The 22,004-nt window shown below is 44.2% G+C and carries 37 protein-coding genes; all 37 read right to left on the reverse strand.

The window, feature by feature from the left end; translation table 11 throughout:
* Position 1 precedes the first annotated feature (1 nt).
* The gene (locus MHH89_RS31015) at positions 2-406 is read right to left on the reverse strand and encodes an HK97 gp10 family phage protein (protein ID WP_076296346.1); all 405 of its coding nucleotides are present in this window, start codon (positions 404-406) and stop codon (positions 2-4) included.
* Positions 403-777 carry an ABC transporter ATP-binding protein gene (locus MHH89_RS31020; protein ID WP_341088872.1) on the reverse strand — a complete coding sequence of 125 codons (375 nt, stop codon included), beginning with the start codon at positions 775-777 and terminating at the stop codon, positions 403-405. The genes MHH89_RS31015 and MHH89_RS31020 overlap by 4 nt, the downstream gene beginning before the upstream one ends.
* A 1-nt stretch (position 778) precedes the next feature.
* Positions 779-1,147, reverse strand: coding sequence for a phage head-tail connector protein (locus MHH89_RS31025; RefSeq protein WP_339189800.1), 369 nt, complete (start codon positions 1,145-1,147; stop codon positions 779-781).
* Complete coding sequence (locus MHH89_RS31030; RefSeq protein WP_341088873.1) at positions 1,131-1,439, reverse strand: hypothetical protein; 309 nt, start codon at positions 1,437-1,439, stop codon at positions 1,131-1,133. Before MHH89_RS31030 ends, MHH89_RS31025 begins: the two co-directional genes overlap by 17 nt.
* A gap of 45 nt (positions 1,440-1,484) precedes the next feature.
* The gene (locus tag MHH89_RS31035) at positions 1,485-2,528 is read right to left on the reverse strand and encodes a major capsid protein (RefSeq protein ID WP_341088875.1); all 1,044 of its coding nucleotides are present in this window, start codon (positions 2,526-2,528) and stop codon (positions 1,485-1,487) included.
* A gap of 23 nt (positions 2,529-2,551) precedes the next feature.
* A complete protein-coding gene (locus MHH89_RS31040) occupies positions 2,552-2,923 on the reverse strand; it encodes a hypothetical protein (RefSeq protein WP_341088877.1) in 372 nt (123 codons plus the stop codon).
* A gap of 19 nt (positions 2,924-2,942) precedes the next feature.
* The gene (locus MHH89_RS31045; protein WP_341088879.1) at positions 2,943-3,587 is read right to left on the reverse strand and encodes a phage scaffolding protein; all 645 of its coding nucleotides are present in this window, start codon (positions 3,585-3,587) and stop codon (positions 2,943-2,945) included.
* Positions 3,588-3,999: 412 nt separating this feature from the next.
* A complete protein-coding gene (locus tag MHH89_RS31050; protein ID WP_341088880.1) occupies positions 4,000-4,248 on the reverse strand; it encodes a hypothetical protein in 249 nt (82 codons plus the stop codon).
* A 5-nt stretch (positions 4,249-4,253) separates the two neighbouring features.
* Positions 4,254-6,014, reverse strand: a complete 1,761-nt coding sequence (locus MHH89_RS31055) for a minor capsid protein (RefSeq protein ID WP_341088883.1) — start codon at positions 6,012-6,014, stop codon at positions 4,254-4,256.
* Positions 6,011-6,235 carry a hypothetical protein gene (locus MHH89_RS31060; RefSeq protein ID WP_341088884.1) on the reverse strand — a complete coding sequence of 75 codons (225 nt, stop codon included), beginning with the start codon at positions 6,233-6,235 and terminating at the stop codon, positions 6,011-6,013. Before MHH89_RS31060 ends, MHH89_RS31055 begins: the two co-directional genes overlap by 4 nt.
* Positions 6,216-7,730 carry a phage portal protein gene (locus MHH89_RS31065; protein WP_341088886.1) on the reverse strand — a complete coding sequence of 505 codons (1,515 nt, stop codon included), beginning with the start codon at positions 7,728-7,730 and terminating at the stop codon, positions 6,216-6,218. Before MHH89_RS31065 ends, MHH89_RS31060 begins: the two co-directional genes overlap by 20 nt.
* A gap of 20 nt (positions 7,731-7,750) precedes the next feature.
* A complete protein-coding gene (locus MHH89_RS31070; RefSeq protein WP_341088888.1) occupies positions 7,751-9,034 on the reverse strand; it encodes a PBSX family phage terminase large subunit in 1,284 nt (427 codons plus the stop codon).
* A gap of 83 nt (positions 9,035-9,117) precedes the next feature.
* Positions 9,118-10,053, reverse strand: a complete 936-nt coding sequence (locus tag MHH89_RS31075; RefSeq protein WP_341088890.1) for a terminase small subunit — start codon at positions 10,051-10,053, stop codon at positions 9,118-9,120.
* A 51-nt stretch (positions 10,054-10,104) separates the two neighbouring features.
* A complete protein-coding gene (locus tag MHH89_RS31080) occupies positions 10,105-10,623 on the reverse strand; it encodes a hypothetical protein (RefSeq protein WP_339246860.1) in 519 nt (172 codons plus the stop codon).
* Between the two features lie 164 nt (positions 10,624-10,787).
* On the reverse strand, positions 10,788-11,009 hold the full coding sequence (locus MHH89_RS31085) for a hypothetical protein (RefSeq protein WP_341088891.1): 222 nt from the start codon (positions 11,007-11,009) through the stop codon (positions 10,788-10,790).
* A 164-nt stretch (positions 11,010-11,173) separates the two neighbouring features.
* The gene (locus MHH89_RS31090; RefSeq protein ID WP_341088892.1) at positions 11,174-11,764 is read right to left on the reverse strand and encodes a sigma factor-like helix-turn-helix DNA-binding protein; all 591 of its coding nucleotides are present in this window, start codon (positions 11,762-11,764) and stop codon (positions 11,174-11,176) included.
* A gap of 265 nt (positions 11,765-12,029) precedes the next feature.
* A complete protein-coding gene (locus MHH89_RS31095) occupies positions 12,030-12,209 on the reverse strand; it encodes a hypothetical protein (protein ID WP_341088893.1) in 180 nt (59 codons plus the stop codon).
* A complete protein-coding gene (locus MHH89_RS31100; protein ID WP_341088894.1) occupies positions 12,202-12,408 on the reverse strand; it encodes a hypothetical protein in 207 nt (68 codons plus the stop codon). Before MHH89_RS31100 ends, MHH89_RS31095 begins: the two co-directional genes overlap by 8 nt.
* A 98-nt stretch (positions 12,409-12,506) precedes the next feature.
* Positions 12,507-12,794 (reverse strand): hypothetical protein, encoded by a 288-nt coding sequence (locus MHH89_RS31105; RefSeq protein ID WP_341088895.1) that lies wholly within the window; start codon positions 12,792-12,794, stop codon positions 12,507-12,509.
* Between the two features lie 15 nt (positions 12,795-12,809).
* Positions 12,810-13,208 carry a YopX family protein gene (locus MHH89_RS31110; protein WP_341088897.1) on the reverse strand — a complete coding sequence of 133 codons (399 nt, stop codon included), beginning with the start codon at positions 13,206-13,208 and terminating at the stop codon, positions 12,810-12,812.
* Between the two features lie 42 nt (positions 13,209-13,250).
* Positions 13,251-13,391, reverse strand: a complete 141-nt coding sequence (locus MHH89_RS31115; protein WP_179087019.1) for a hypothetical protein — start codon at positions 13,389-13,391, stop codon at positions 13,251-13,253.
* 341 nt (positions 13,392-13,732) lie between these two features.
* Positions 13,733-13,885, reverse strand: coding sequence for a hypothetical protein (locus MHH89_RS31120; protein WP_341088898.1), 153 nt, complete (start codon positions 13,883-13,885; stop codon positions 13,733-13,735).
* Positions 13,886-14,157: 272 nt separating this feature from the next.
* Entirely contained in the window at positions 14,158-14,304 is a 147-nt protein-coding gene (locus tag MHH89_RS31125) for a hypothetical protein (RefSeq protein ID WP_341088899.1), read from the reverse strand.
* On the reverse strand, positions 14,297-14,647 hold the full coding sequence (locus MHH89_RS31130; protein WP_341088901.1) for a hypothetical protein: 351 nt from the start codon (positions 14,645-14,647) through the stop codon (positions 14,297-14,299). Before MHH89_RS31130 ends, MHH89_RS31125 begins: the two co-directional genes overlap by 8 nt.
* Complete coding sequence (locus MHH89_RS31135) at positions 14,644-14,985, reverse strand: hypothetical protein (RefSeq protein ID WP_341088902.1); 342 nt, start codon at positions 14,983-14,985, stop codon at positions 14,644-14,646. Before MHH89_RS31135 ends, MHH89_RS31130 begins: the two co-directional genes overlap by 4 nt.
* A 69-nt stretch (positions 14,986-15,054) precedes the next feature.
* Complete coding sequence (locus MHH89_RS31140; RefSeq protein ID WP_340391981.1) at positions 15,055-15,261, reverse strand: hypothetical protein; 207 nt, start codon at positions 15,259-15,261, stop codon at positions 15,055-15,057.
* Positions 15,262-15,327: 66 nt separating this feature from the next.
* Positions 15,328-16,704 carry a DNA cytosine methyltransferase gene (locus MHH89_RS31145; protein WP_341088904.1) on the reverse strand — a complete coding sequence of 459 codons (1,377 nt, stop codon included), beginning with the start codon at positions 16,702-16,704 and terminating at the stop codon, positions 15,328-15,330.
* 76 nt (positions 16,705-16,780) lie between these two features.
* The gene (locus MHH89_RS31150; RefSeq protein ID WP_341088905.1) at positions 16,781-16,999 is read right to left on the reverse strand and encodes a hypothetical protein; all 219 of its coding nucleotides are present in this window, start codon (positions 16,997-16,999) and stop codon (positions 16,781-16,783) included.
* On the reverse strand, positions 16,996-17,523 hold the full coding sequence (locus MHH89_RS31155) for a hypothetical protein (RefSeq protein WP_341088907.1): 528 nt from the start codon (positions 17,521-17,523) through the stop codon (positions 16,996-16,998). Before MHH89_RS31155 ends, MHH89_RS31150 begins: the two co-directional genes overlap by 4 nt.
* Entirely contained in the window at positions 17,516-17,785 is a 270-nt protein-coding gene (locus MHH89_RS31160) for a hypothetical protein (RefSeq protein WP_341088908.1), read from the reverse strand. Before MHH89_RS31160 ends, MHH89_RS31155 begins: the two co-directional genes overlap by 8 nt.
* 2 nt (positions 17,786-17,787) lie before the next feature.
* Entirely contained in the window at positions 17,788-18,387 is a 600-nt protein-coding gene (locus MHH89_RS31165) for a dUTP diphosphatase (RefSeq protein ID WP_341088909.1), read from the reverse strand.
* A 58-nt stretch (positions 18,388-18,445) separates the two neighbouring features.
* Positions 18,446-19,621, reverse strand: a complete 1,176-nt coding sequence (locus MHH89_RS31170) for a hypothetical protein (protein WP_341088910.1) — start codon at positions 19,619-19,621, stop codon at positions 18,446-18,448.
* A 38-nt stretch (positions 19,622-19,659) separates the two neighbouring features.
* Entirely contained in the window at positions 19,660-19,926 is a 267-nt protein-coding gene (locus MHH89_RS31175) for a hypothetical protein (RefSeq protein WP_341088911.1), read from the reverse strand.
* 34 nt (positions 19,927-19,960) lie between these two features.
* Positions 19,961-20,782, reverse strand: coding sequence for an HNH endonuclease (locus tag MHH89_RS31180; RefSeq protein ID WP_341088912.1), 822 nt, complete (start codon positions 20,780-20,782; stop codon positions 19,961-19,963).
* The gene (locus tag MHH89_RS31185) at positions 20,779-21,081 is read right to left on the reverse strand and encodes a hypothetical protein (RefSeq protein ID WP_036684300.1); all 303 of its coding nucleotides are present in this window, start codon (positions 21,079-21,081) and stop codon (positions 20,779-20,781) included. The genes MHH89_RS31180 and MHH89_RS31185 overlap by 4 nt, the downstream gene beginning before the upstream one ends.
* Complete coding sequence (locus tag MHH89_RS31190) at positions 21,074-21,607, reverse strand: Holliday junction resolvase RecU (protein WP_341088913.1); 534 nt, start codon at positions 21,605-21,607, stop codon at positions 21,074-21,076. Before MHH89_RS31190 ends, MHH89_RS31185 begins: the two co-directional genes overlap by 8 nt.
* Positions 21,608-21,742: 135 nt before the next feature.
* A complete protein-coding gene (locus MHH89_RS31195; protein WP_076138857.1) occupies positions 21,743-22,003 on the reverse strand; it encodes a hypothetical protein in 261 nt (86 codons plus the stop codon).
* Between the last annotated feature and the right edge of the window lies 1 nt (position 22,004).

The following is a 22,004-nucleotide window of genomic DNA, read 5'->3' on the forward strand; positions in this document are numbered from 1 at the left end:
CTCACCGCCCCATATGCTTATTAAGGAATTTCTGAAACTTTCGTTCTATGATAGCTGGCATTTCCCTCTCCAACTCCTGCTCCGATAGCGTTAACATAAACCTACCGTTAACCCAACCAGTACGGAGTCGAGTGACATGCCCGAATTCCACATATAGCGCATACTCCACGTTATTTGTGATCTCAACATGCACCCCACCGCCTGGTAACTTTACCACCTGCCCGATCTGCCATCCCCGCCGCAAGTCTCCAGTCAGTACGGGAGTCCGAGCTATAGCCTTTGCCAACAGCCGTCCAGCCAATTCCCGGATGCATTCCTCCATAAAGGCTGGGAACTCTTTCTGCATCTGAACCATACTTTTATGCAGCTTCTTCAAATCAGTGAAATCGAACTTCCCCATACTCATGCGTTCAGGACCTCTTTTAGCTTAATCTCCTGATGAGTAGCATATCTAAATGCCTTACCCGTCTGCTCTCCTTTGAACTCCATGCCGTTCTGCTGAACCGTGATTCGGCTTCCTGGCTTGATAGTTACATCAGGAGAGATAAACAGCTTAGCATCATAATTGACCTGATCCGCTGTCACTGTTTGTGTGGCAGCAGGTAAGGATGACTGAGAGAGTCCACACGGCTCATTAGCCAAGATAATGATAGGCTGCTGTCGTGTTTTACCGGTTACTGGATCTTTTAAATCCTTCATTTCCGAAACAGTACATAAGCCTTCATAGGTGCTCTCAATAGCTAACCGCTCCGCTGGTATATTACCGAAACTGACCATGTTACCACCTCAATCTTCGGAAAGCCTGTAATTGAGCTGCGTAGTTCCGAACGAATGCTGCTCCGTTGCCTGCTACAACTGTAGCCTTAGCTGATCCGAAAGCCGTAGTCACATCACCGCGCTTGATGCTAGTGACAGCCGGGACCGTCTGCTCAAACTCCGTTGGATGCTTGGTCCGATAATAGTCCTCTGCGATCTGCAGCACGACATTATCCAAAGCAGCCGGAATAGATGAGATGTTACAATAGGTTTTGATCTCCTGGATGATAGTCTCCAAAACAAACTGCAGCCGGCCATCCTTGGAAGTATCTTCGATGGGGATGGAAAGCAGTCTCTTCAACTTATCGAGATACTTAAGATACTCCTCCATTAGGGTCACCCGCTTTCAGGATTGCCGCGAGCACTTCCTCCTTCTTAGATGCATCACCCAGATCGATTGCATGCTCAAAAGCGTAAGCCTTAAGCTCATCCACTTTCATCTTTTCTAGCGGTTTATCTACCTCATCGATTTCTGGTACATCTTCCTGTCGGATTACTCCATCCTTAATGAGCGATTCAACTTCACTCGGCAGAATCAAAACCTTCTCCCCCGGCATATAAAACTTCCGATTGTACTTAGCTGCTACCAAAAGAGATATTTCAATACGTTTTTCTTCAGTCACACAGATCACCCTTTCAAAATAAATAGGAGAGGCGTTAGCCCCTCCTTAAACCACTTTAGCAATAAAGATATTGTCGATAGTTTCAAATGATGGCAGTGTGATTGCAGAAACGATAGTTTCCACGTTAACCGGGTGCGGCTGCTTAATTGTGGTAATAGCAACACCTGTGTTTACGATGGATACTTCAGCACTTGTGGCACCGCTCATTAGGTCTGCTTCCTCCGGTGTAGTACCAAACCATGTATGCCCGAGTGTGCCGTCAGGGATTAATGTAAAGTAATCATCAGGGTAGTACAGGTGATTACTTCCATCTTGCAGTGCGTATTTTTTGTTATATACAGCAATTGTTAGTTCCAACTTATTTTCGAGATATTGGCGCATAAGTGTATCCGTCATAATAACGTTTTGGCCGCCCAGCGGGTTCATATCCAGACGAATTTTAGTATTCTTAAGAATGTTGTTCCACGTTTTCCGCGTGCAGATACCTTTGTTTGGCCGAACCCCCTGCTCATCTTCAATGGTATCCTGCCATTCTTTGATATCTCCAACAATGTCCGCATCAGGATTATCCCATTTATCCATACTCGTCAGAGTCACTTTGTGTCCTGGTTTCATTTTGTAGTCGTAATCATAGTCAATCCGGTTAGCAGTAATACGGATTTTACCGGAAGATAGCAATTGCATACGCATGCGCTCGGCGTTGACTTCTGCACCGGAAACCAAAGCAGTTCTGTCATCAAAAATCTGGGTGATCAGCGATTTTACATAGTCACCGTTATTTGTCTCTAGCAGTTTCAGCAATTCTTGACGATCTTTTTCCTTGAGGATCATTGCCTCGCGGAAGAACGGCATCTCAGTTTCCACCTTGCCGAATCCGATGCGGTCACGCACAGTCGCTTTTGCATCAAACTCTGAAGGCATCAGAGCAATTGGAAGCCCGCCGGCGCCCTTAATCCATCCTAAATCCAGACCGCTCTTCTTCTTTGATGGAAATAGTGTTGCCCCCAAATAAGGAATCTTGTTGGAGGGTTGCGCTGCGTAATATGCTGCGATCTCGGGAGCTCTTACCAAATCTTGAATGTTAGGCATAATTAATTGTCACCTTCCCTTTCTTAGTCGATAAATGCGATCTGCTTCAGCGCCGTAAGTTCTTCAGCGGTAGGAGCAGTCGGAATTTTATTTTTATTAATGAACGCATGAATGAGCATTGCTCCTGGTGCTGGACCACTTGTAACATCTGTATCATTCAACAGAACACCTTCAGCATTTGATACTCCAGTAGTGGTTGTAGCCTTAACCGCCAGTTTAGTGTCGTCAGCAATCACACCGCCACCTAGAATAGTTCCAGCTGGCACAATCTTTTTACCATCAGCGTTAGCTGTAACACCTGCATCGCTCACCGTGACGGCAATTGTTACATAGTGATCTGGGAATTTAAGAATTTCTTTCTTATTCCCATAGGTAGTTTCTTTAAATTTACTCATTTTGTTTTATCCTCCGTTCTTATTTGAAGTAGCTTTCTCGGGCTGTATCCAACCCTTCATTACCTTTAGCGGATTCAGCCAATTGCTTGCCGAAGCTGCCGACCTTGTCATCGCCTTGTTCACCCTTAGATTGATCCTTGCCGTCCAATAGAGAGGTTCCTTTAAACTTGAAACCTCCACCACCGCCGCCTTTATCCTCGGTTTTAAACAAGTAGGCATCCGATGTTTGTAGAATCTTAAGCTGCTCGTCTAGGCCGACCACTTTACCGTCATCACCAATGACTAGCTTTTCCTTGTCTATAAGCCCAGTAACATGCTTCTCGTTATGCACCTTACCGTTCAGCGCAGATGTGATGGCATTGTTCAGGGTCATGTCCTTCAGATCCGCTTCATATTTCTCCTTAGCGGTCTTATTCTCACCCTGCAGTTTCGTGATTTCCGCTTTCAGTCCCTCAGAAGCATTAGCATCCTTACTGAGTGTTTCGAGCTGAGCATCGCGGTCCGTGATGTCCTTCTCCAATTTCTTTTTAGTCTCGGACAAATCGTTATACTGCGACTTCGGGACAAAATGCTTCGGCAGCTCCTTGCCAGCATCACCAACAATAGAATCAACCTTCGTATCGTCCAGCCCTGCTGCCTTCAAAATCGTTTTTAACCAATCCATCTATTATCTACCTCCATAGATTTGTATAGCTGCTCTCCAGCTTAGGGAGTGAACCGATATGCTCCGGTTCATGAGCAAATAGGCCGCGGTAGTCTCAACCACGGCCTAACTTTTTCTTATCCCGTTTCCAAATGTCCGAAAATCTCATGTAACATCCTAAAGGCGTCTTCATGATTCCGACTTTATTAAACCAATGATATAGCCCTACTCGCTTGGAACGAAAGAATACGTAAATCAGCTTGAAGGGATATGCCCACCATCTGCATAAGCGTATGGATTGAGTCCAGTGGTCTATTTCCCAAACAACCCATCCAACAACTGGGGGTTTCCTTCTATAGTCACTGAAACTGACCTTCATGGTACCCTCCTGTTCAGCAATATAAAAAAGCACCCTCGCATATTGGAGAGTGCTTCATATACCATATTTCTGTTTGATTAGGACCCATTTCATACCTTCTTCACGATTTAACCGCCGTTCATCCGCCGCATTAGCGTCTAGAACACCTACTGGCTGTTTCGAGAGCTCATCGCGCTTCTGGAGGTACTCATATCTAACGGCGCTGATCTCGTCTACCAAAGCGTCAAATCGTTCGCCCAGTTTATCACGTTGCGGGGTAAACTGTTCGGCAATAGCCGCTCTATTCTCTTCTTTAGTTCGCAAGATCATCACTCCTTTGTATATTGTAGCGATTCAAGTAGCATTACTAGCTGTTCCATGGTTAAATGCTTCTCATCATATCCCGTAAGTGCCTGCTCAATAGTAAGCAATGCGAGATATGAATCTTCTGCTTTATCAAGTAAACGGTTTATCTCATCTGTACTCAGGTTTATTGGGGCTGACTTCTTCAGGATGTATGTGCTGCTAGAATCAACAGCTCGTAATTCCTTGATTCCATGTCTTATAAAGGCTAAGACATCATCCCGGCTGAATGATCCTCCGGGTTCTCCATCCACTGTAGGGTGGTTATGGGTGACGATGCTCTTTTTAAGTACTTCAGGTGGTTTGATCTTTGTAATATCAACAGATGCCTTATCACCCTTAACATGGATAACCTCACCTTCTTTAGTGAGAGCAATAGCATGTTCTTCTGGTGCGTTCCTAATAGCTTGTTCAGCATCCTTTACATAGTTGCGAACGATATCAGGTTTGGACAAGTCGATATTACCTAATTTACGCGGTATGTCCGGCTGCAGCTTTGGCAGATCCATCTTACTGAGATTAATCAGCGGTGGAGCAGTCTTTCCGGTTTCATCATACCATTTCTCCGGTTCCGAGGTATATATGCTTTTCACAGGAATTGGAATATCCTTTGTTGGCCCACCTGGAACCTCAATAGTAGGTAATGGAGTCTCCGGCGCTTGCTTAGTTGGGGTTTCAACAGTAACTGTCTCAGTAGCTTCGGGAGCGTACTTTTCAGCCCAGTCATTGTAGTTGATATCCTCTGGAACCTTATACGTTTTGCCATCTTCATCCCTAGCTACCCGCTCTTTGATGTTGTCCTCATAGTGCGGTATGGTGGTTGATCGGCAATAAGCATGCATAGGTGGATAATTGACATTAACCTGAGCATCTTCGATATCAAATACTTTCCCGTCTAGGTCTCGGCAAGTAATGGATGTCCGGCTGTCCAGTGTAGCAGTGTAGCGGTATTGCTCTACCCCAAGTTCTTTGTAGCCGGCTATACGAGACTGACCAGCGAAGTATGCTGATTCCGTCAGTATTAACCGCTCTGCATTCTTCCGTGACACATCGAAGCGTTTCATAAGCTGCTCTATCATTTGCTTAGAGGTATCACCACTAATAAGCCCCTGACTAAAGATGTTACGAAGCGTTCCAGTCAGCCTGACGCGATCAGTCCATATACGTTGGGAAAAGCTGCTGCCATCTGGTGCCCAAGGTGCTGATAGGATAGCTTCCAACTGCCTTTTATCGATCTTTGCAAATGAAGCTCCTATACCGATACCCTTTTCAAGTTCAAAAATACTTCGATAGTAACCATCCTTGTAGACGTTGCCTAATAGCTCTGTTGTGCCTGATAGACGCTTAACAGATAATTCCTCGACATGTTGTTTCATCTGCAATTGAATGGATTCTAAGCGGGTAACACGTACTCTAATGCTGGCATTCTCTAGTTCCTTCATCCACCGCTGATCTATGGCGTTCTCTTTACCACGAGCAATGTAATCCTCAACGGTCCATTTGAATTCTTTGAGCTCGCCTGCTTTGAGAACTTGCTTAGCAGCGGATAAGCTAACGATCCCGTTATTATCTGCGAACCGCTGATAGAAATTGTTAACGTCCATCTGGATAGATATTTGAGCCTTGCGGTATTCCTTTTGCATTGCTTTGTTAAATGGTACACCCTTATTCAGTAGCGATTCATTCAGCTGCTCCATCCGTTTGGACCAATAGGCGGCTGATCTCATTCTTCATCAACTCCACCGCCCTCTGAAGGTGCAGGAACTACGAACCCGCAAACAGGTGATCGATCTCCTTCGCCACCCTGTACAGAAGATATCAGACTAGCTAATGATTCAATATCCTCTGCGTCTATGGTTTTCCCAGATTTATAGGTTTCAATTGCTGATCGAGTCATACCTTGAATCAGCTCATTTACCAACATCTCACTATTTTTTGTTATCGCCATCTTTATCACCTCCTGGAGGAGTGTCATTATTAGGGAGCCCGTATTCATCCATTTTCGCAAGACTCGCGGCCTCTTCAGCTTCCAGACGTTTCAATTCTTCCTTCACATCAGTAACCCAAGGATGATTTGCTACTTGTGTTTCTTTGGATACGATCCCCTCACTGTTCTTAGCATCAGTGATAACCTGTGATTCATTAATGACGATATCTCGGTTAAACAGAAAGTTCACCGTCTCATTAGAAAAATCTTGCTTGGTCGTGTTGTCAATATGGGTATTAACGAACCAAAGCAATTGTTCGAGCGCCGCTTGAAACTCATTTTCAATATCATTTGCATCCATATCCAAATCAGCATAAAGGAACTTTAATGCCTCTCCGCTCGGTGCTGTAGCAAATGAATCTGCTTGAGTATCTACCCCACGGCCAAATTCATAGATATCGTTTCGAGTCATGTCCATATGAGTCTTGTACGCTTCCGTGTCGATCTCCAAGTTAAGAGTGTCTACTCCACTGTTATCATCTGCTGACACCTTAACAGCCCGTAGTATGGACAGATTACGACGGAACTCACCTAAATCAGAGCCCTCATATCCACGGATTACATAAACACTGTTCGGCAAATCCTCCAAGTTATTGCTATTGTCAGATTTTTTTTGATCATACTCATCAATCTGGCTCTTGAGCAATGATATCAGCGGCAGCTCATCCTCGTTGTATTTAAAGCATATGAAGGGGATTCGCTCCCAGTTCAACGCCTTCTCATCTGTCTCTTCCTTTTCATCAATTACAGAGAAGTGGCCGCTATTCCCTCCCGATTCCACATCAGAGATGAGACCGCTTATAGACGGCGTGGGCAAATGGCTGCTGGAGCCAACCACATAACGGTTAACACCCTTAGAATGCCAATACTCAACTTTCTGGATAGTGGTCTTTTTAGTTCCTTGATAGGCTTCGACCTCGTACACCCGGATGAGCGCTTGCAGATCAGTGTGAGCAGCGTCCCTCCATAGGGGAATAATCTCTTCTGACGGCAGCATTTTAAACCGGAAATTGCCCTTTTCATCATAGTAAATGTGAAGCCAAGCGCGGCCCTTCTTAATGGACTCCTTTAGCAGGCTCTTGAGCATCCGTTTGAATCCTTTATCAAAGAATCCGCTCAGCATTTCATCGTAGACTTTGTTTTCTGTTTGAATGCTCATTTCCTTACTCAGCAGATACCCCGCTTTCTGGTCAACAAGTTTCCTCAAGAATCCATGAACGATTTTATTATTAGCCAGGTTTTTAGCTTCAATTTGTGCCCCACCATCACCGATGGTCATACGCTTTCGGTCCAGTATGTCGCTCTTATTTCGGTAATACTTCTCCCCGGCAAGCATGTCCTTGCGCTCTTGGGAGTTGTACCAATCATCGATTTCCTGTTTGATGATCTGTTCAATCGTCATAGCATTTGCTGCTCCGTCTTCAATGATTTTGAAAACTTCCTGTGTGGTACTCAAATAGGTTTCCTCCTCTCCTATTAATCAAATGAGAATGAAGCTGGACGCATTACAATGGTGTTCACAAAATAGCGGTCACCGTCCATCTGGTGGTCATTTTGCTTAATGGGCTTCTCTTCTCCTCTATCAGCTGCTTTTTCATCCCATATGTAGGAAGAGAACTCCCGGAATGTTTCCTTGCAGCAGTCATTATAGAGAATCTTCCCGGTATTCAGCGCCGAAGCTACATTACGGATGCCTTCTAGCACATCATTTTTTGCCTTCTTCACTATGAACTTGCCGTATTTCCTCACAGTAGCTATAAAGCTTGCTGCGGAGGGGTCAATGATAAGACTTTGAAGAGATACATCTCCAACAAATTCAACCAAATCATGATAGTACTCTTCATCCGTCTTCTGTTGGCTCTGTTGGCGACCGTCATAGTGGTATTCCTTCACCTTGTACCAGACACCAGAAAAAAGCCCCCACAGCCCGAACGTCATCGGGTTTTGGGTGCCGTAGTCACAGGAAATATGATATTTGCTGTAGCGGCGGTCCTCAGTTTTAACAGTGTGCTTATCTCGGTCAAACATATCGTATATAACGCCTTCTGCCAGCACCCAGAGTCCGAGGATATAGCGCTTATAGAAGATCCCGCTGTACATCCTGCGGTAGCGCTCCTTAACACGTTCTGATAAGGAGAGATTATCATCCATAGTAAAGTGAAGGTGTAGCGCAAGCTTCGTTACCAGTTGATCCAGCCATTCCAACTTAAACCAATGATAAGGTCCAGCCGGGTTACAGTTAAACCAATACTTTGCCCCATCTACTGAACATCGAGCAGTCGCTTGTTCTACAAATGAGCGCGGCATCAAGGCCACCTCATCAAAAAACATTCCTGCAAGTGTGATCCCTTGTATCAAATCCTGACTTCGTTCATCCTTACCCCCAAACAAGTAGAAGTCGTTACTTACCAATCCCCTGCTGATAGTAAGATAGTTCTCTGCCCTATGATCTACTACAGTGTATCCTCTGGAGTACAGCATTTGCTTCAGGGGACCTATAAGGTTACGTCTCAGGGCTCCTATGGTCTTACCAGCCATCCCTAGGTTCTCGCCATTGAATGTTTCAGTGGCCCAAACTACGAATGAAAAGGACATTGATGAAGTTTTACCAGAGCGGACAGCACCATCACAAATTAAAGCATCCTTATCTGCGTGAGGGCTATGCCCCTGCATCCACCAAGTAAGCACCTTAATCTGCTTAGAGGAGAGTGGTTTCCATTTGAAGATTGCAGTTTTACGTTTTGTCGTTCTTGTCGCCATTCTTACACCACGTTTCTGCTATTTCCCCATACCCTAGGAAATCCAAAGCACTAATAATTTTAAACTTTGTGCAGCTATCTGGATTAAGCATCAGTGCTTCGAACAGTGTCTGTGCCACTCGATCCACTTGAATCATCGCTCCATACCTCCTTTGCAGTCCCCTTTAGAGCACTGATGAATCCATCATCCGGCAAATCGCTGGCATCCGGAGGCGTCATACCCTTAATTTCAAGCTGCAACTTCTGAACGCGGAGCTTAGTTTCTTCGTCCATGTAGCCTAGATACTTCTCTAGCTTATCCAGTGCCTTGAGCTTGTCATAAAACTTGATACTAAGACCTTCACGTCCCTGCTTTACCTCGCTCACTAACGTTCCATCAACTTCTTCTGAGGATTTAAAGCGCATATAGCTTACTGGTCTCGTAATTGGATCACCTTCGTTATCTATCACTGGACCATGTTCACTCATAACTGTTTCTTCTTGGGACCCGAATTCCACATAATCAGAAGTATCAGCAAATGCGATTTTAAGATACTCGGCTATAACTCGATGAACGCTCAACCCGAGCTCACCAACCATCTGATCCTTCAACCTTGTGATTTCTGCCTGAATTTCAGGTTTCCTCAGGTTTTCCCATCCAATGGAATAAGCAGCTCTTTTTGAATAACCGGCAGCTAATGCCGCTCTAGTTGCGTTGAAGTCTCGCATATATTCAAGTACAAACATTCTTTGCTTATCGGTTAGCTCAGTTTCTACTTCCGGCGGATCGCCCCGAGCTACTTCTTTATTCTGTTTATTGGACTTCTGTTTCTTTTGTTGTACAACATTCTTCTTTGGCTGTTGTACAACGTTATTTGATGATTGTTGTACAACACTCCATTTATCACGCTGCTTCCAGACGGCTACCTTCTTTTCGTCAATATCCAGTTGCTCGGCTATCTGCCTGTTTGTTATTTCCCCACCATGTTCACGCCATATTTCTAGTGCGCGGTCTCGGTTTGGATCGCGTGCTCTTGGCATTACATTATCACCACCCCCGTATTTAAGGCATGAAAAAAGCACCCTAAGGTGCTAAATTTTTTTTATCAATTGCTCTACCTCATTAGCAACACCAAACGCCATAGTTTTGATAGGGCCTGAATTAAGTTCATAATGTGAAAAAGTAAAGTCATCTGTGTCATTATCAAACCAAAAATCACTATAGTGTTTATCGAACACTTTAATTATTTTTGGTAATGCATCGATCTGCGTTTCATTGAAGAATTGAGCAAATTCATAAGGCGATGGAAGTGTAATTAATTTCGCTTTCTTTATCGCCAATTTATTAGGCGCTCCTGAAGCAATCCCAGACAATACATTATGGATGTAAATGGCATCATTTCTATACCTTTCTTGATACACCTTACTCATAATTTCTCTTTCTTTTTCCTGCATAACGTTTTGTCTCTCGTTAAATTTGAGGCTCTCCTCAGCAGCTAAAGCACTCCTATCCGCCGCTTTTGCAGCTTTAACAGAAGCGATCAAGAGAAAAAAACTAAAAACGATCGATCCTGAAGCCGCTACTGCATCCCAATTTATTTCTACTGTCATTCAATCCCCTCCTAACCAAATATTTCGACTACCGGGGAATATTTTCCTGCTATTATTTACCCATGTACCTTACTTCACCGTCACCTCTTCAGCTTTTGGGGTTTAGATTATGGGCTCCGTGAAACAAAAAAGCCGCCTATTGGCGACCTTGAAAATTAATATAATCAGATAAGCTGGTGCAATGCCTCTTCGTTTATTAAGGCCCGTATATTACTTTCGCCAATTACTAACTCTGGGCCTCTTCGCAATGCTATTGTAATGAGAACATTGAGAATGTCCACTGTTCGATTGACAGTAGAAATTGCATACTCATTTGCCCTTCCCTCAATAAGACCATAATCATCACCAAAGACTTCCTTTGCCTTCTGTATTATTTCGAGGTACATCTTTCCAACCTCCTAATATCATTTGTATCTATAATAACATAATGGTCGAGCTCAATTAACCGTGAGCTCATCGGCTGGCGTGGATTTTTCACACACCATTCATTATAAGAGCCGAACCGTTAATAGGTTCCTCCTATATATAGGTGGCAGGCGTACGGCAAGATTTAGACACATTGGAGGAATAGACTCATTCCCTTGTTAATTTCTACTTTGGTTGTAGCGCGATCCAGATAAGATTGTACTGTGCTTTTTTTAGTATCAAGTTCTAAAGAAATCTGTTTTAGTGACATTCCACAACCGTGGTGTAGAACGAAGCATTGCCTTTCTCTCTCAGATAAATTGTGCATGGCATCCTCAATAGCATATTGTTCATGAGGTTGCAAACATCGTCCTTCCTCTTCTTCCTGTTGAAACTCTACTTCATAGGCTGTCAGATATTCCATCCATGCAGGATCCCATACACTTGTACGCTGAGCTCCAGATCTTCGATCGATCGTTCTACGCCAACCTGGAGGATATCCTGTTTCCATCCATTCAATTGAATAATCTAGATCACTTATAATTGCAGACATCATATTTTTATCTAATGTGATTGGTTCCATCTGCTTACGTAAGAGTTCACGCTCATTCCTATCTTTGGAGTCTTCTATTTTCTTCTTCAGCGGCTCAAGTTCTTTTTCCAGTGAAGCAAGCTTTTTATTTAACTTCCCTTTAGTGTCTTTATAACTCGCAATCAACGCCCGATCATTCATCATTAACCCTCAACTCCTTTGTGATATAATCGACTTGAGGATAAAAGCTGCTATTGCCCTGATGCGTCAGGGCTTTTTTCTGTATAAATACCTTCCACCAACATAGAAAACATCTTCATATTTGTACTGATAGGATATGTGTTATACGGATCTTTGAATCTAACCCAGCTCGGACCCCACGCCAGTACATTTACAGGCTCTCCAGGGCTTGAAGTAAAGATAAACTGTCTATGCCCGTCCGACAATGCTTTTTGAGTGTCCTTGTATCTCATTCAACTGATCCCTTTAATATAAATGGTCTCTCTGCTGCTTTCCCAGTCGGACGTGGATATTTAGCCTCAATTTCCGCGATTTCCTCAGAAGTTAGTTGTGATCTCTTAATCTCCCCTTGTCCACCACCTGTAACTTCGATGTCCTTACTTTTGATCCCCGAATACCAGTCACTCATTGCCTGTATCCTCCCTTGGTAGTTTGATATGGGCATAGTGAGTGACCTCATGGAGTTCAATAAAGTTATAATCGTCTCTCCATACCTTTGTTTGGTTATTATAGTCTGCTGTCCATATGCAATCCCCGTCCTCTAAGACGATATAATGGCCGGATTCTTTCGGCGGATTCTCCGGGTCATACTTTATCCAATTGATCATAGTGTCTTGTTCCTCTCTTTATGGGGAGCAGATTATGTAAACCTTATCCGGCCCCCGTTATCACTGGGATTATTCGGTCTGATTCGTTGCCCTTCGGCCTAATCCTTCATGTGGTCCTTGATCCGGGCTTTCGGCAGCCGCATTACAGCGAATGCTCCAAAGTCCGTGAGTGCTCCCTCGCCTTCTATCGCATCCTCAGGGATCCATATCTCACATTTGATGCGGTAATACCCCTTGTGCTTTCCTGACTTACTAGGTGCATGCGTTGACATGCTGCCTACGAATGGTGCCAATACCATCATGCTGTCTTCGTTAACCTTCTTAATCTCATCCATTGCCGTGCCTACTGTTTCCTTGGTGACACCAAAGATTACCGCTTTGCTCATATCCGCTTCTCCCCCTTATACCTCTATTAGTTCTGGATTCTCGTAGATATTGCCGATTACCTCAGATGTAGCAGCGATATGAAAGTCAAAAAAGTGACCTGTCCAACCACCATTTCCAGCATTAAGTTTAAATACATCAAACGGAACCAATTTGTAGCAACATTTGTGGGTATCGAAGCATACGACTCCTTTCCGACGTTTATCACAATACACATGGGTGTTGTAGTCTTCTATATCTCCTTCGTAAATCTCCCGACCATTCTTGTCCTTTAATCCGGTGTATTGCAGCCAAACTGTGTCCTCCGAAAAATCTTCCAAGTGCGGGAAGTCCAGCAACCATTGTTCCAGCGTATGACCATAAGTCATCTTTTTGATTGTCGGCAACCATGCCTTGTATTTAATCTCTCTGCCCATCGTGTATCGTCTCCTTTGATTGGGGTCTCAGCCCCCTAAATGTCACTTTTTCGGAACTTTTGCTGTAGATCCACACTCCGGACATTCCATCCATTCCTCAACACCGCCGCAATCGTCTCCATCAGACCATTGGTATTTCATCTCAGTCTTGCACTTTCGGCACTTCTTCACTTTTTGTTTCATGTGTCTCAGCCCCCTTATAAGTTCATCCAGCCCTGCGGCCTCCGCTACGCTAAGTATTGCGGTCGTTTCGGAGGCCTGACGGCCCATTCATATCATTTATTCGCCTGTATCTGACTCTCTGTCGAAACACGGTATGCACCAAATGAATCCATCATTATCCCGTTCATACTTCGATTCATCTGCATCACTCAGGTCCTTCTTACAGAAGCAACATTGTTTATCGATCAAAACCGTTCCCTTTCCATCGCAAGCAGTACAAACTTCCTGTGGCTCATAACCATTGGGCCCATAAGGAACGTTAAATCCGTCACCAGCACAACCAGGACATTCCATTTCAATTTTCATCTCTTATCACCGTCTTTGTAGGTAATGACCACCTTGTCACCTTGGATTTCTACACTCAACAACTCGGAATCTGTATTGATCCCGTTTTCATCCAGGAATAATGGTATGGGTACGATTACTTGCTGCTTGGTAAAGTTAAATTTACTCATGATCTACACGCCCTCCTATTGAATTTTCTCGCCTTCTTCGGTGTACATAGTGCTGTCTAACACCCACATTTCGGACAAGATTGAAAAGCAGGTTCCTCCTTGACTGCAAAGAAGTAACTACAGTCGCAAATCATTAACGCCCACTCCTTTTTCATTCCACGTCCTCCTTGGGTGCTGGCTGGAATCACAATTGGTGTCCAGTGAGTATGATAATCGGGCCAGTCTACATCCAATGGTGATCCACAGTACGGAGATTCCTCGATGGGGAATGTCTACCAGAGTACATCCCCATAGTCTTCATGCCATTCTTCGATTGATTTCGCTTCGGTCAGAGGTTTAAACCATTCATCAACAACCCATGATGGACCATCAATTGCTCTTTTCATCGTCTTCTTTAAATCTTCAATTTGATTATTCATGATTACCTCTTTCCTCACCGTTGGGTGCTGGGGTATCTGGGTAAAGGGTGGATATAGCCTCTCCATATAATTCATCGGCATCGCCGCTTATCAACCAATCATTTTCATCGTTTGCCGCCTTAATGATTGATTCCAGTTCTTTTACTCGTGCCTCTGCTGCGTCTGCACGCTCTGAGTATTTTCCAGCCTCAACTATTTGTTTCTCATATGCTGATTCTAAGCCGCCATACGCCCCCAACCAGTAGAACAGTGAATCAAGCACATTGTTAAGGTGGCTAATGTCATACTCATATCTGGCTGTATGGGCCATCTCCATATCCTTTTGCCAGTCCCTTTGTGTCATTGGGCTTCCTCCCGCACCTTAGTTCCCGAAAACAACCGTTCCTTACAAAGCTTCTGCCACGGTATGAAGTACACTTCAAAAGCCCCTTTTCCCGGGTTGCAAAATGTATAACCGCTCTCCATTTCAAGGTGTGAGTAATCTTCTGGCATGCGCGGATAGTATCGGCAGTATGCACCGTCTTGAACGTCTTCCACTGTTATTTCAAAATCAATATCATCAAACTTCCAATCGAATTCACCTTTGCATTTTTCCAAGAAGTCAGCAGCATCCTTGAATGCGCTTTTCTTGCCGACAATTTCGGTTGTGCTTGATCCGTCCGTGAATTCTATAATGTACATGGTTATCCTCCCTTAGTGGGAGAGGAGGGCTATTAACCCTCTCTGTCCCTGTATCTTCGTACTCCGAAATTAATCTCCATCCACCATTCTCAATTTACTTTCAAACTCTAACTCTTTGCCATTTTTCACTTTCCAATAACGCAGATTTCCATTCGCCATTCTTAATTCATAGGCTTGATGACATTTAGATGCGTCCATACAAGCAAAATTCTTAACTCCGACTTCGTTCACTTCTACTAAGAACTTCTCTTCAATTTGCTTCGCTGTCAATCTCAACTTAGACCCCCTATTACATAGTTTGCGTCTACTCTGACTTTGGGAGAGGAGGGATACTCCTACTCCCTATTTCAAATTATCTTTACGGATCATTGCATCATCTATTGCTTTGATTGCCGCCATCACCGGATATATCTGTAACGGATCTACAGCATTACCGAGAGCCTTCAGCCGACCAGTACGTTCCTTTACTCCTGTTGCTACCCGAGGTGGTTCCCAACTGTATTGATCCAAACTGAGTGGTGCCGGCTGTGGATAATTCGCGATATACTCCCCAAATGCATCCAAGGGATTTACTCCACTTCCGTCCATCCAAGAGGAAAATTCATTAGGGATTCCACCCAATAAGGATTGAGTTGTCCGCTCTGTTCCGAAACACACATTGAGAGATTCACTTGTTTTCCGTTCTCCACACGTTTTTGAATCGATGGGTTGGATAGGTTTCCTCTGTCCCTGTCGTCCGAAGCTTGAGTGGTCGGCCACATTTTGACTGTCGTCGCTAAATCCATGCTGTGAGAGTTCCCGTTCTTGCATGATCTCCTGCCTGTTTCCGTCAGTTCCACATTTGCCCTGCCCGTTGTCTCTGAGGCTGTCGGTGTCGGCCAAAACTTCACTTGATCGTTCAAATTCTGCGTCCATCCTTGTTCCATCTTGCGGGTTGCTCTCGGACCATCTGGGTTGTCCCCACTGCGGTAATCCCTTGCTTGTGGTGTCGCCCAAAGCTTCATTGTCCGTTCGTCCACTTGTTCCCGAAGGTTGGCTGGTCTGCTTCTGCCCTTCCTTGAGGTTGTCGCTTGTCGAATCAGTGCCTCGTCCGAACGCTGTGGCATTACGTCGAAAGTGTTCGGAGTAGCCCACAATGAAGACTCGCTCTCTGAGGTGCTTCGCCCCGACAGCCGCAGCCGGTACAACAAACGGTTGGACTTCATAGCCAATGTCTTCGAGATCTTTACAGATGTTTCCGAAGAGCATAATTTCTTGTTGTGTAAATACCGCCTCGTAAAAGTCTTCTTCCTCCCCAGACTGTACGGTTCGGCTTTCCACCGCAGGCAGCCCATTTGGCTCTGCCATACTGAGGATTCCAGCAACATTTTCGCCAACAAACCAAGTGGGCTGGACGTCTTGTAATATCCGGACAACTTCCGGCCAGAGATAGCGCTCATCGTCAGTGCCTCCACGCTGTCCAGCATTACTGAAGGGCTGACAGGGGAATCCAGCTGAAATAATGTCAATTGTTCTGGTTGCTGATAAGATGCCATCTTTCTCTAGCACCTCCCTTGTTAGTGTGCAAACATCATCGTATATTGGTACATCTGGCCAATGCTTCCGTAGTACCTTCTGAGGGAATGGTTCACGTTCGCAGAATGCTATTGTCTGCATGCCGGCCCACTCAGCTGCTAAATCAATTCCAGCAATTCCACTGAACAGGCTTAAGGTATTCATGTCTCCCCCTGTAGCGTGATATATGCCGCCTCTGCCCTCTCTCGGGGGCAAATGTTTGTCTTATCCTTTACCTGTGTCATGACTGTGCCTCCCTACGCTTGGATTCGCACTGAAAACAATAGTTCTTGAATACGTTACCTTCCTGCTTAAACATATATCCGTTCTTCAATGCACCGTTCATACGGTTATCAAATCCAAGTGGAATGTCACTATCTGCTATAACTTTTTCTTTTCCGCAATCGTCGCAAATCACTATTGTTCGATAGGTCTTTATTTCATCTGTTCTGAAGCTCATGCCTTGTCGCTCCCTTCCTTCAACAGTTCACGCGCTTTACTTCCTCTGTCGCTCGTTACCTTTGATTGACCTCTACCGAAGCTTGGCAACTCCCAATGTTCTTGATTAGCATAGAAATCCAGTACCTCTCGTTGTCGGGCTATGGTCTGCTGTGCCTCTGCTAACTGACGATTCATATCAGCCCGATTATCCTTGTAAGTCATTAATGCTTCTTCGTATAGTTCTACTTTCTGTTTCAGAGTGATGATATCTCCTTGTGACTCTTCTAGAGCAGCCAGCATACGTTCATCCTCTGAAGGTAAAACGACCTTTTGCAGAAATTCAGGTGCGAATGATCCACTGTACCCTTCGAGGAATACAGAATCCTGTGCAAATACTCCCTTCCCTCGCGTAAACTGATCTGACTTGCACGTCCATATCTTTCCCGGTTCTTCCTCGGATTCAATGCAAGTGTGCATTACGACACGATCACCCTTTTTAAGCTTCTTCTCTTCTATCCGTTCTGGTGTCATAGGATTAGTCATCGTCCGTGTCATCCTCCTCGTTATATAGATTGTCTGGGTGTTGGCGGCTGTGGCGTATGTCCTCAAGCATACAAAGGATTGTCGCGTGCTCGGATAGCATTCTGGCGCGCCCGGAGTATTTGAGCCTATTCAGTTCGTTTCCTCCACCGCACCGCGGCTTCGTACCATGCTTCTCAATCCTACGGAGCTTCCGACGTAGATACTGCCGCCGCTTATCCATACCTTGCAGGAGCAGTTCAAGTGTTTCTTCAGCCGATCTCATTCCTAATATCCATTGGATTGACGATCATGGTTTACTTTGTTCTTGGCTGTATAGGCTTCTGCAATCTGCTCGAAGGTAAACCCTAATCTTTGCTCCCCCAAAGCGTAGAAAGCATATAGTGCCCCTTTGAAAAAATGTTTTCGATGCATATCGAAATTCTCCATTGGATTTGCTAAAAACTTGTCACCGATAATCGCTCCAACCTGATGGAGAATCTCTGTGAACAGTACGGAAGTTTCTCCATCCACGCATTCGTCGTAGCAGTAAAGGTCATCTGGCGTAAGGTTGAGCTGTCGCGCGATGCTCAGGAAGAAGTGTAGACAGTCTACGTACTCTTCTAGTAGAGGATTGTAAGCTTCTCCGCGCTCGACACCAATATCATCTACGCCCAAGTTCCGCACGGCACGAGTACGTGGTTTCTGATTCTTGCTCCAATGTTTGAATCCGCGCCATTCATTTGCCAATTCTCCGATTTCTACCTGAAGAGCTAATATTGTACTAGGCAGCAGATCAACGCCTTCAAGGCCCTTTTCTTTGATGATTCGTGCATCCAGTACTTTTTGCATTTCAAGCATTTGTTCAAGAGTTAACGTATTTTCCATTGCCAATCGTCTCCTTTATAGGAAAGAGGGTGGTTAACCCTCAATTCTGTTTGGTCATTTAAGATGCTAATGCACCTATTTCCCAGGCTATCTTCCGAACTTCCGGCCAGTAATGCGCGTCTGGTCCCTGCCCATTACTATCCTTACAAAACCATTCTGTAATCGTTCGTTTGCCATGAACCACATATTCCCTCAGAGCCTTCACCCAATAGCTTTCTGTACTGGACATTGGTAACGTTCGACCATATAAACTAAGCTTTATGGGGCTCTCATGTACCTTGTGGTTCCCCCATGCCTTGCTTTCGATTTCTATTAAGGACAACCGTCCGTTGGCTTTTAATTCAAATGCGAAAAATCTTGAAGTCCAATCAAATTTATAAAGCTTTGAGAGCATCTCATTTGCTTTCACTAAACGTCCTTCTTTGCCTATACTCTTGCATTCCTTGCTAATCTGGGCTGCCACAGGTTCGCTGAATTTAATGCGCGCTGCTGGTTTGTGATGACCAGATTTCTTGATCAGTTTTCGCTTCCGGTTTTCCTCACTGTCTAAATCAAAGAACTCAAAACTCGCAATATTTCTGTAGTTATATTCATGCAGTATGACCCACCACATGTTGTTGATATTGTGGTAAACAATGCCGCGCTGCAAACACCCTTTACGATCTCTGAAATACTTAACTTCTCCATTCCGGATGCGTTTCCCGTCTTTATCTTTGCTGTTGTAACTTGGTACCTCGTACTCCGGTAATTCTTTACCTTCTTTGTAATGGCATGAGCTTTTAATGTGGTCCATCACTTTATCAAAAGCCCTGACTGTAACCGGCTTGGATTGATCCAGATACCCATCTGCCTTGCACGTTTCTTTGATGTGTTTTAATTCAGTTAGAAATGACAAGCGAAGCAAGTATGGCATGAGCTTTAATTTATCGAAATCATAGTAACCGCCGCTTCTATTGACTGTGTTAATTTCTTGGAAAAATTCAATTTTGAATCCCATGCGGTATTTTTCAGCCTTAAACTTAAGATCGCCTTTATGCCCCTCAAAGTGGTCTTTTGCCAAACAAGCGTAATCTCTTAAAATACGCTGATCTGTCTGAATGAACCATCCTCGCAGTTTCATCTTTTCAAAAATAAGACCCATAACAGCCGAGGCATTATCTGATTCATCTCTTAGATAAAAACTTGTTCCCTGCGAAGCAAGATTGTCTTCGAAATACATTTCTTTATTGATCATTTCTCGCTCTCTCCTTACGGCCTATACCCGAATTTGTATTAAACTCCCAACTCTCGCATTTCTGCATCCTCTGTAGCATCCAACGTGATTGATGGCATGCCATCCCATAACTCTCGAATCTCATTAGCCTTAGCAATTACTGCTGCTTTTTGCTTTGGTGTTAATACGATATCCATAGCCTCTTGATAATGGTTTTCTGCCTTGGTATAAGCTCGGGTATGCAGTACATTCATGTACTTCCAAAACTTTTCGTTACTCAGGGATTTAATCCGCTGGAAGTGTCTGCGCTGTTCTGTTTCAGTCATCCGACTAATCACCTCACGTTGTTATAAGAATTACTTAATCTTCAAATCGGTCATTAGGATGGTAAGATCCCTGAGCAGCATAGCCATTAAGAGCGTCAGTAAACATTCCAGTAAAGGTATTTAAGTCCTTAGTTTCTAAAGACTCCAGTAATCTAATTTCCTTTACTCGGAGATCCCTACCGGCTGCCGTTGCGATTAGATCCGCTATGGGTTCAATCTGCTGCAATCGTTCTTCTTTTACCTTCTCTAGTTCCATCTGCTTATTTAGCTTGTGATTGTATTCGTCCCAATCTTGTTCATCAAACCAAAAGTAATCGCCGTATTTATTCCAAAACACTGAAATCCAGTACTGCAAGAGCTCTTCATCCGTTTGGATAATGTCATGGCAGACCCCACAAAGGCGTAATCCATTTGTCTTAACTCCCCTGCCCTTTCTTCCTCGTGGCATTACATGATGTGTTGTTGTATCCGGGGCAGTTTTACAATGTGAACATTTACCGTCAGCCTCTGCAATCAATTCCTTAATTACTGCCGCTGGAAACTCACAGCGCTGTTTTGAACTTTTACCTGGCTTGTGATCTGCGAATATCTTTTGCTTCAAAGGAGATACCTCTTTCTTCTCCTTCTTCCACTGCCCTAAGCTGCTTGTCTTCTTGGGTTTCTCTTGTTTCTGCGGTTTCCAGAAAGTTTTATGAGGGGTTTCTTGAACCATGCTACACCTCATCTCTCTTTGATTTTGTTTAGTAGGTTGTTCTATAGATAATTGCTCTGCCTCCCACTCACATTCAGTACAACGATATAAGTCCAGGGTAATTTCCCTCATATCTGATCCACACTGGAGACATACCAGAATCATGATCCTCTCTCCGCTTCTGCAAGTTCGCCTGGCGTAAGCTGGCTTACTTCGATCTGTTGCTTGTCCCGAGCGTACAATGGAGCATAGCTATAAGGTGGAATTGCATTTCGTACATGAAGATAAGCAATAGGCTGTTCGGTAGCTTCCACATGAGCTTTAAGTTGCGCACATCGATATTTTGGTAGGATTGCCCAACCTTTGGGACGTTCTGGACGCCATCCGGGACCGCCTGTGATATAAAGTGGCTTACCACATTCTGCAGCTTCGTTACGGGTCAGCCAGCCATTTCTATCAGGCATTCTTCTGAGTGTCCTCGAACCAAACTCTATCAACTGTAGCTAAATAATCTAGTGGCATGCTTCGTCCTGAACTAACTTCATAGGCATCTATCTCCATGTTATCTAGTGTCATGCTCTTACGGCCTCCACGAGCTGCCTCAGTCTTATAAGCTCTCAGCGCAGTGAATGGTAATAAGTACGTCTTTCGTTGCTTTCTAAACTCTACCAGCACGAAGCATAGAGCCCCAAACTTATGACATTTTTCTAAGTGCTCGTATTGGTGATCTGCAACGTTTTTAAGGTCAAATCGATCTAGCTCTTGGATTGACTTAGCTTCGAAAAAAACAGCCCTTCCACGATAAATCCCATCATAATCAACGGTTGACTTAGCCTCAAAGAATCCTGCAAGTACCTTTGTTCCTTTGCTCCTAGTTACTTTTACTGGTGTGGATCTTTTGTTGATAACCGCAAGCTCTCTATTCTCGTAAGATTCATTTGTGTAATTTAGTAGATTCTCGAACGCAGCTCCCCGGTTCCCTTGTCCCATGTTTAACCGCCTTTCTATTAGCTCTAGAATCAAGTACATAGTTCATACCATCGATATTAAGTATGTTTGGTGCTTCATTTTTGACTTTCATTACTGTTACGATCTTTTTATATTTCTTACCAACCTCGTAATGTGTCATTTCGAATCTTTCCTCGCTCTTTTTGGGGTTTCTAATTCACGTTTTTCAGCTATTTGGTCAATCATATCTTCAATCTTTGCCCTCACAACTTTTTGACTAGTTGATAACCCAACACCTGCAGTTGATGCCTCTGAAATAATTTTAGCTACGATATGGTCAGCTGCTGCCAAATGTTCAAAAAGTCGATATTCCAAGGATTCAAAGATTCTATCGAATTCATTTAGCAAGTATTTCTCCCGGCGTTCAGCAGCAGTCATA

Source organism: Paenibacillus sp. FSL H7-0323 (genome assembly GCF_038002725.1).
Taxonomy (GTDB): Bacteria; Bacillota; Bacilli; order Paenibacillales; family Paenibacillaceae; genus Paenibacillus_AQ; species Paenibacillus_AQ odorifer.

Bases quoted from the DNA above. Each gene is read 5' to 3' on its own strand.
- MHH89_RS31015 (WP_076296346.1), bottom strand. From the start codon at position 406: ATGAGTATGGGGAAGTTCGATTTCACTGATTTGAAGAAGCTGCATAAA.
- MHH89_RS31020 (WP_341088872.1), bottom strand. From the start codon at position 777: ATGGTCAGTTTCGGTAATATACCAGCGGAGCGGTTAGCTATTGAGAGC.
- MHH89_RS31025 (WP_339189800.1), bottom strand. From the start codon at position 1,147: ATGGAGGAGTATCTTAAGTATCTCGATAAGTTGAAGAGACTGCTTTCC.
- MHH89_RS31035 (WP_341088875.1), bottom strand. From the start codon at position 2,528: ATGCCTAACATTCAAGATTTGGTAAGAGCTCCCGAGATCGCAGCATAT.
- MHH89_RS31040 (WP_341088877.1), bottom strand. From the start codon at position 2,923: ATGAGTAAATTTAAAGAAACTACCTATGGGAATAAGAAAGAAATTCTT.
- MHH89_RS31045 (WP_341088879.1), bottom strand. From the start codon at position 3,587: ATGGATTGGTTAAAAACGATTTTGAAGGCAGCAGGGCTGGACGATACG.
- MHH89_RS31055 (WP_341088883.1), bottom strand. From the start codon at position 6,014: ATGAGATCAGCCGCCTATTGGTCCAAACGGATGGAGCAGCTGAATGAA.
- MHH89_RS31060 (WP_341088884.1), bottom strand. From the start codon at position 6,235: ATGGCGATAACAAAAAATAGTGAGATGTTGGTAAATGAGCTGATTCAA.
- MHH89_RS31070 (WP_341088888.1), bottom strand. From the start codon at position 9,034: ATGGCGACAAGAACGACAAAACGTAAAACTGCAATCTTCAAATGGAAA.
- MHH89_RS31075 (WP_341088890.1), bottom strand. From the start codon at position 10,053: ATGCCAAGAGCACGCGATCCAAACCGAGACCGCGCACTAGAAATATGG.
- MHH89_RS31080 (WP_339246860.1), bottom strand. From the start codon at position 10,623: ATGACAGTAGAAATAAATTGGGATGCAGTAGCGGCTTCAGGATCGATC.
- MHH89_RS31085 (WP_341088891.1), bottom strand. From the start codon at position 11,009: ATGTACCTCGAAATAATACAGAAGGCAAAGGAAGTCTTTGGTGATGAT.
- MHH89_RS31090 (WP_341088892.1), bottom strand. From the start codon at position 11,764: ATGATGAATGATCGGGCGTTGATTGCGAGTTATAAAGACACTAAAGGG.
- MHH89_RS31095 (WP_341088893.1), bottom strand. From the start codon at position 12,209: ATGAGTGACTGGTATTCGGGGATCAAAAGTAAGGACATCGAAGTTACA.
- MHH89_RS31100 (WP_341088894.1), bottom strand. From the start codon at position 12,408: ATGATCAATTGGATAAAGTATGACCCGGAGAATCCGCCGAAAGAATCC.
- MHH89_RS31105 (WP_341088895.1), bottom strand. From the start codon at position 12,794: ATGAGCAAAGCGGTAATCTTTGGTGTCACCAAGGAAACAGTAGGCACG.
- MHH89_RS31110 (WP_341088897.1), bottom strand. From the start codon at position 13,208: ATGGGCAGAGAGATTAAATACAAGGCATGGTTGCCGACAATCAAAAAG.
- MHH89_RS31115 (WP_179087019.1), bottom strand. From the start codon at position 13,391: ATGAAACAAAAAGTGAAGAAGTGCCGAAAGTGCAAGACTGAGATGAAA.
- MHH89_RS31120 (WP_341088898.1), bottom strand. From the start codon at position 13,885: ATGAGTAAATTTAACTTTACCAAGCAGCAAGTAATCGTACCCATACCA.
- MHH89_RS31125 (WP_341088899.1), bottom strand. From the start codon at position 14,304: ATGAATAATCAAATTGAAGATTTAAAGAAGACGATGAAAAGAGCAATT.
- MHH89_RS31130 (WP_341088901.1), bottom strand. From the start codon at position 14,647: ATGACACAAAGGGACTGGCAAAAGGATATGGAGATGGCCCATACAGCC.
- MHH89_RS31135 (WP_341088902.1), bottom strand. From the start codon at position 14,985: ATGTACATTATAGAATTCACGGACGGATCAAGCACAACCGAAATTGTC.
- MHH89_RS31145 (WP_341088904.1), bottom strand. From the start codon at position 16,704: ATGAATACCTTAAGCCTGTTCAGTGGAATTGCTGGAATTGATTTAGCA.
- MHH89_RS31150 (WP_341088905.1), bottom strand. From the start codon at position 16,999: ATGAGCTTCAGAACAGATGAAATAAAGACCTATCGAACAATAGTGATT.
- MHH89_RS31155 (WP_341088907.1), bottom strand. From the start codon at position 17,523: ATGACTAATCCTATGACACCAGAACGGATAGAAGAGAAGAAGCTTAAA.
- MHH89_RS31160 (WP_341088908.1), bottom strand. From the start codon at position 17,785: ATGAGATCGGCTGAAGAAACACTTGAACTGCTCCTGCAAGGTATGGAT.
- MHH89_RS31165 (WP_341088909.1), bottom strand. From the start codon at position 18,387: ATGGAAAATACGTTAACTCTTGAACAAATGCTTGAAATGCAAAAAGTA.
- MHH89_RS31170 (WP_341088910.1), bottom strand. From the start codon at position 19,621: ATGATCAATAAAGAAATGTATTTCGAAGACAATCTTGCTTCGCAGGGA.
- MHH89_RS31175 (WP_341088911.1), bottom strand. From the start codon at position 19,926: ATGACTGAAACAGAACAGCGCAGACACTTCCAGCGGATTAAATCCCTG.
- MHH89_RS31180 (WP_341088912.1), bottom strand. From the start codon at position 20,782: ATGATTCTGGTATGTCTCCAGTGTGGATCAGATATGAGGGAAATTACC.
- MHH89_RS31185 (WP_036684300.1), bottom strand. From the start codon at position 21,081: ATGCCTGATAGAAATGGCTGGCTGACCCGTAACGAAGCTGCAGAATGT.
- MHH89_RS31190 (WP_341088913.1), bottom strand. From the start codon at position 21,607: ATGGGACAAGGGAACCGGGGAGCTGCGTTCGAGAATCTACTAAATTAC.
- MHH89_RS31195 (WP_076138857.1), bottom strand. From the start codon at position 22,003: ATGACTGCTGCTGAACGCCGGGAGAAATACTTGCTAAATGAATTCGAT.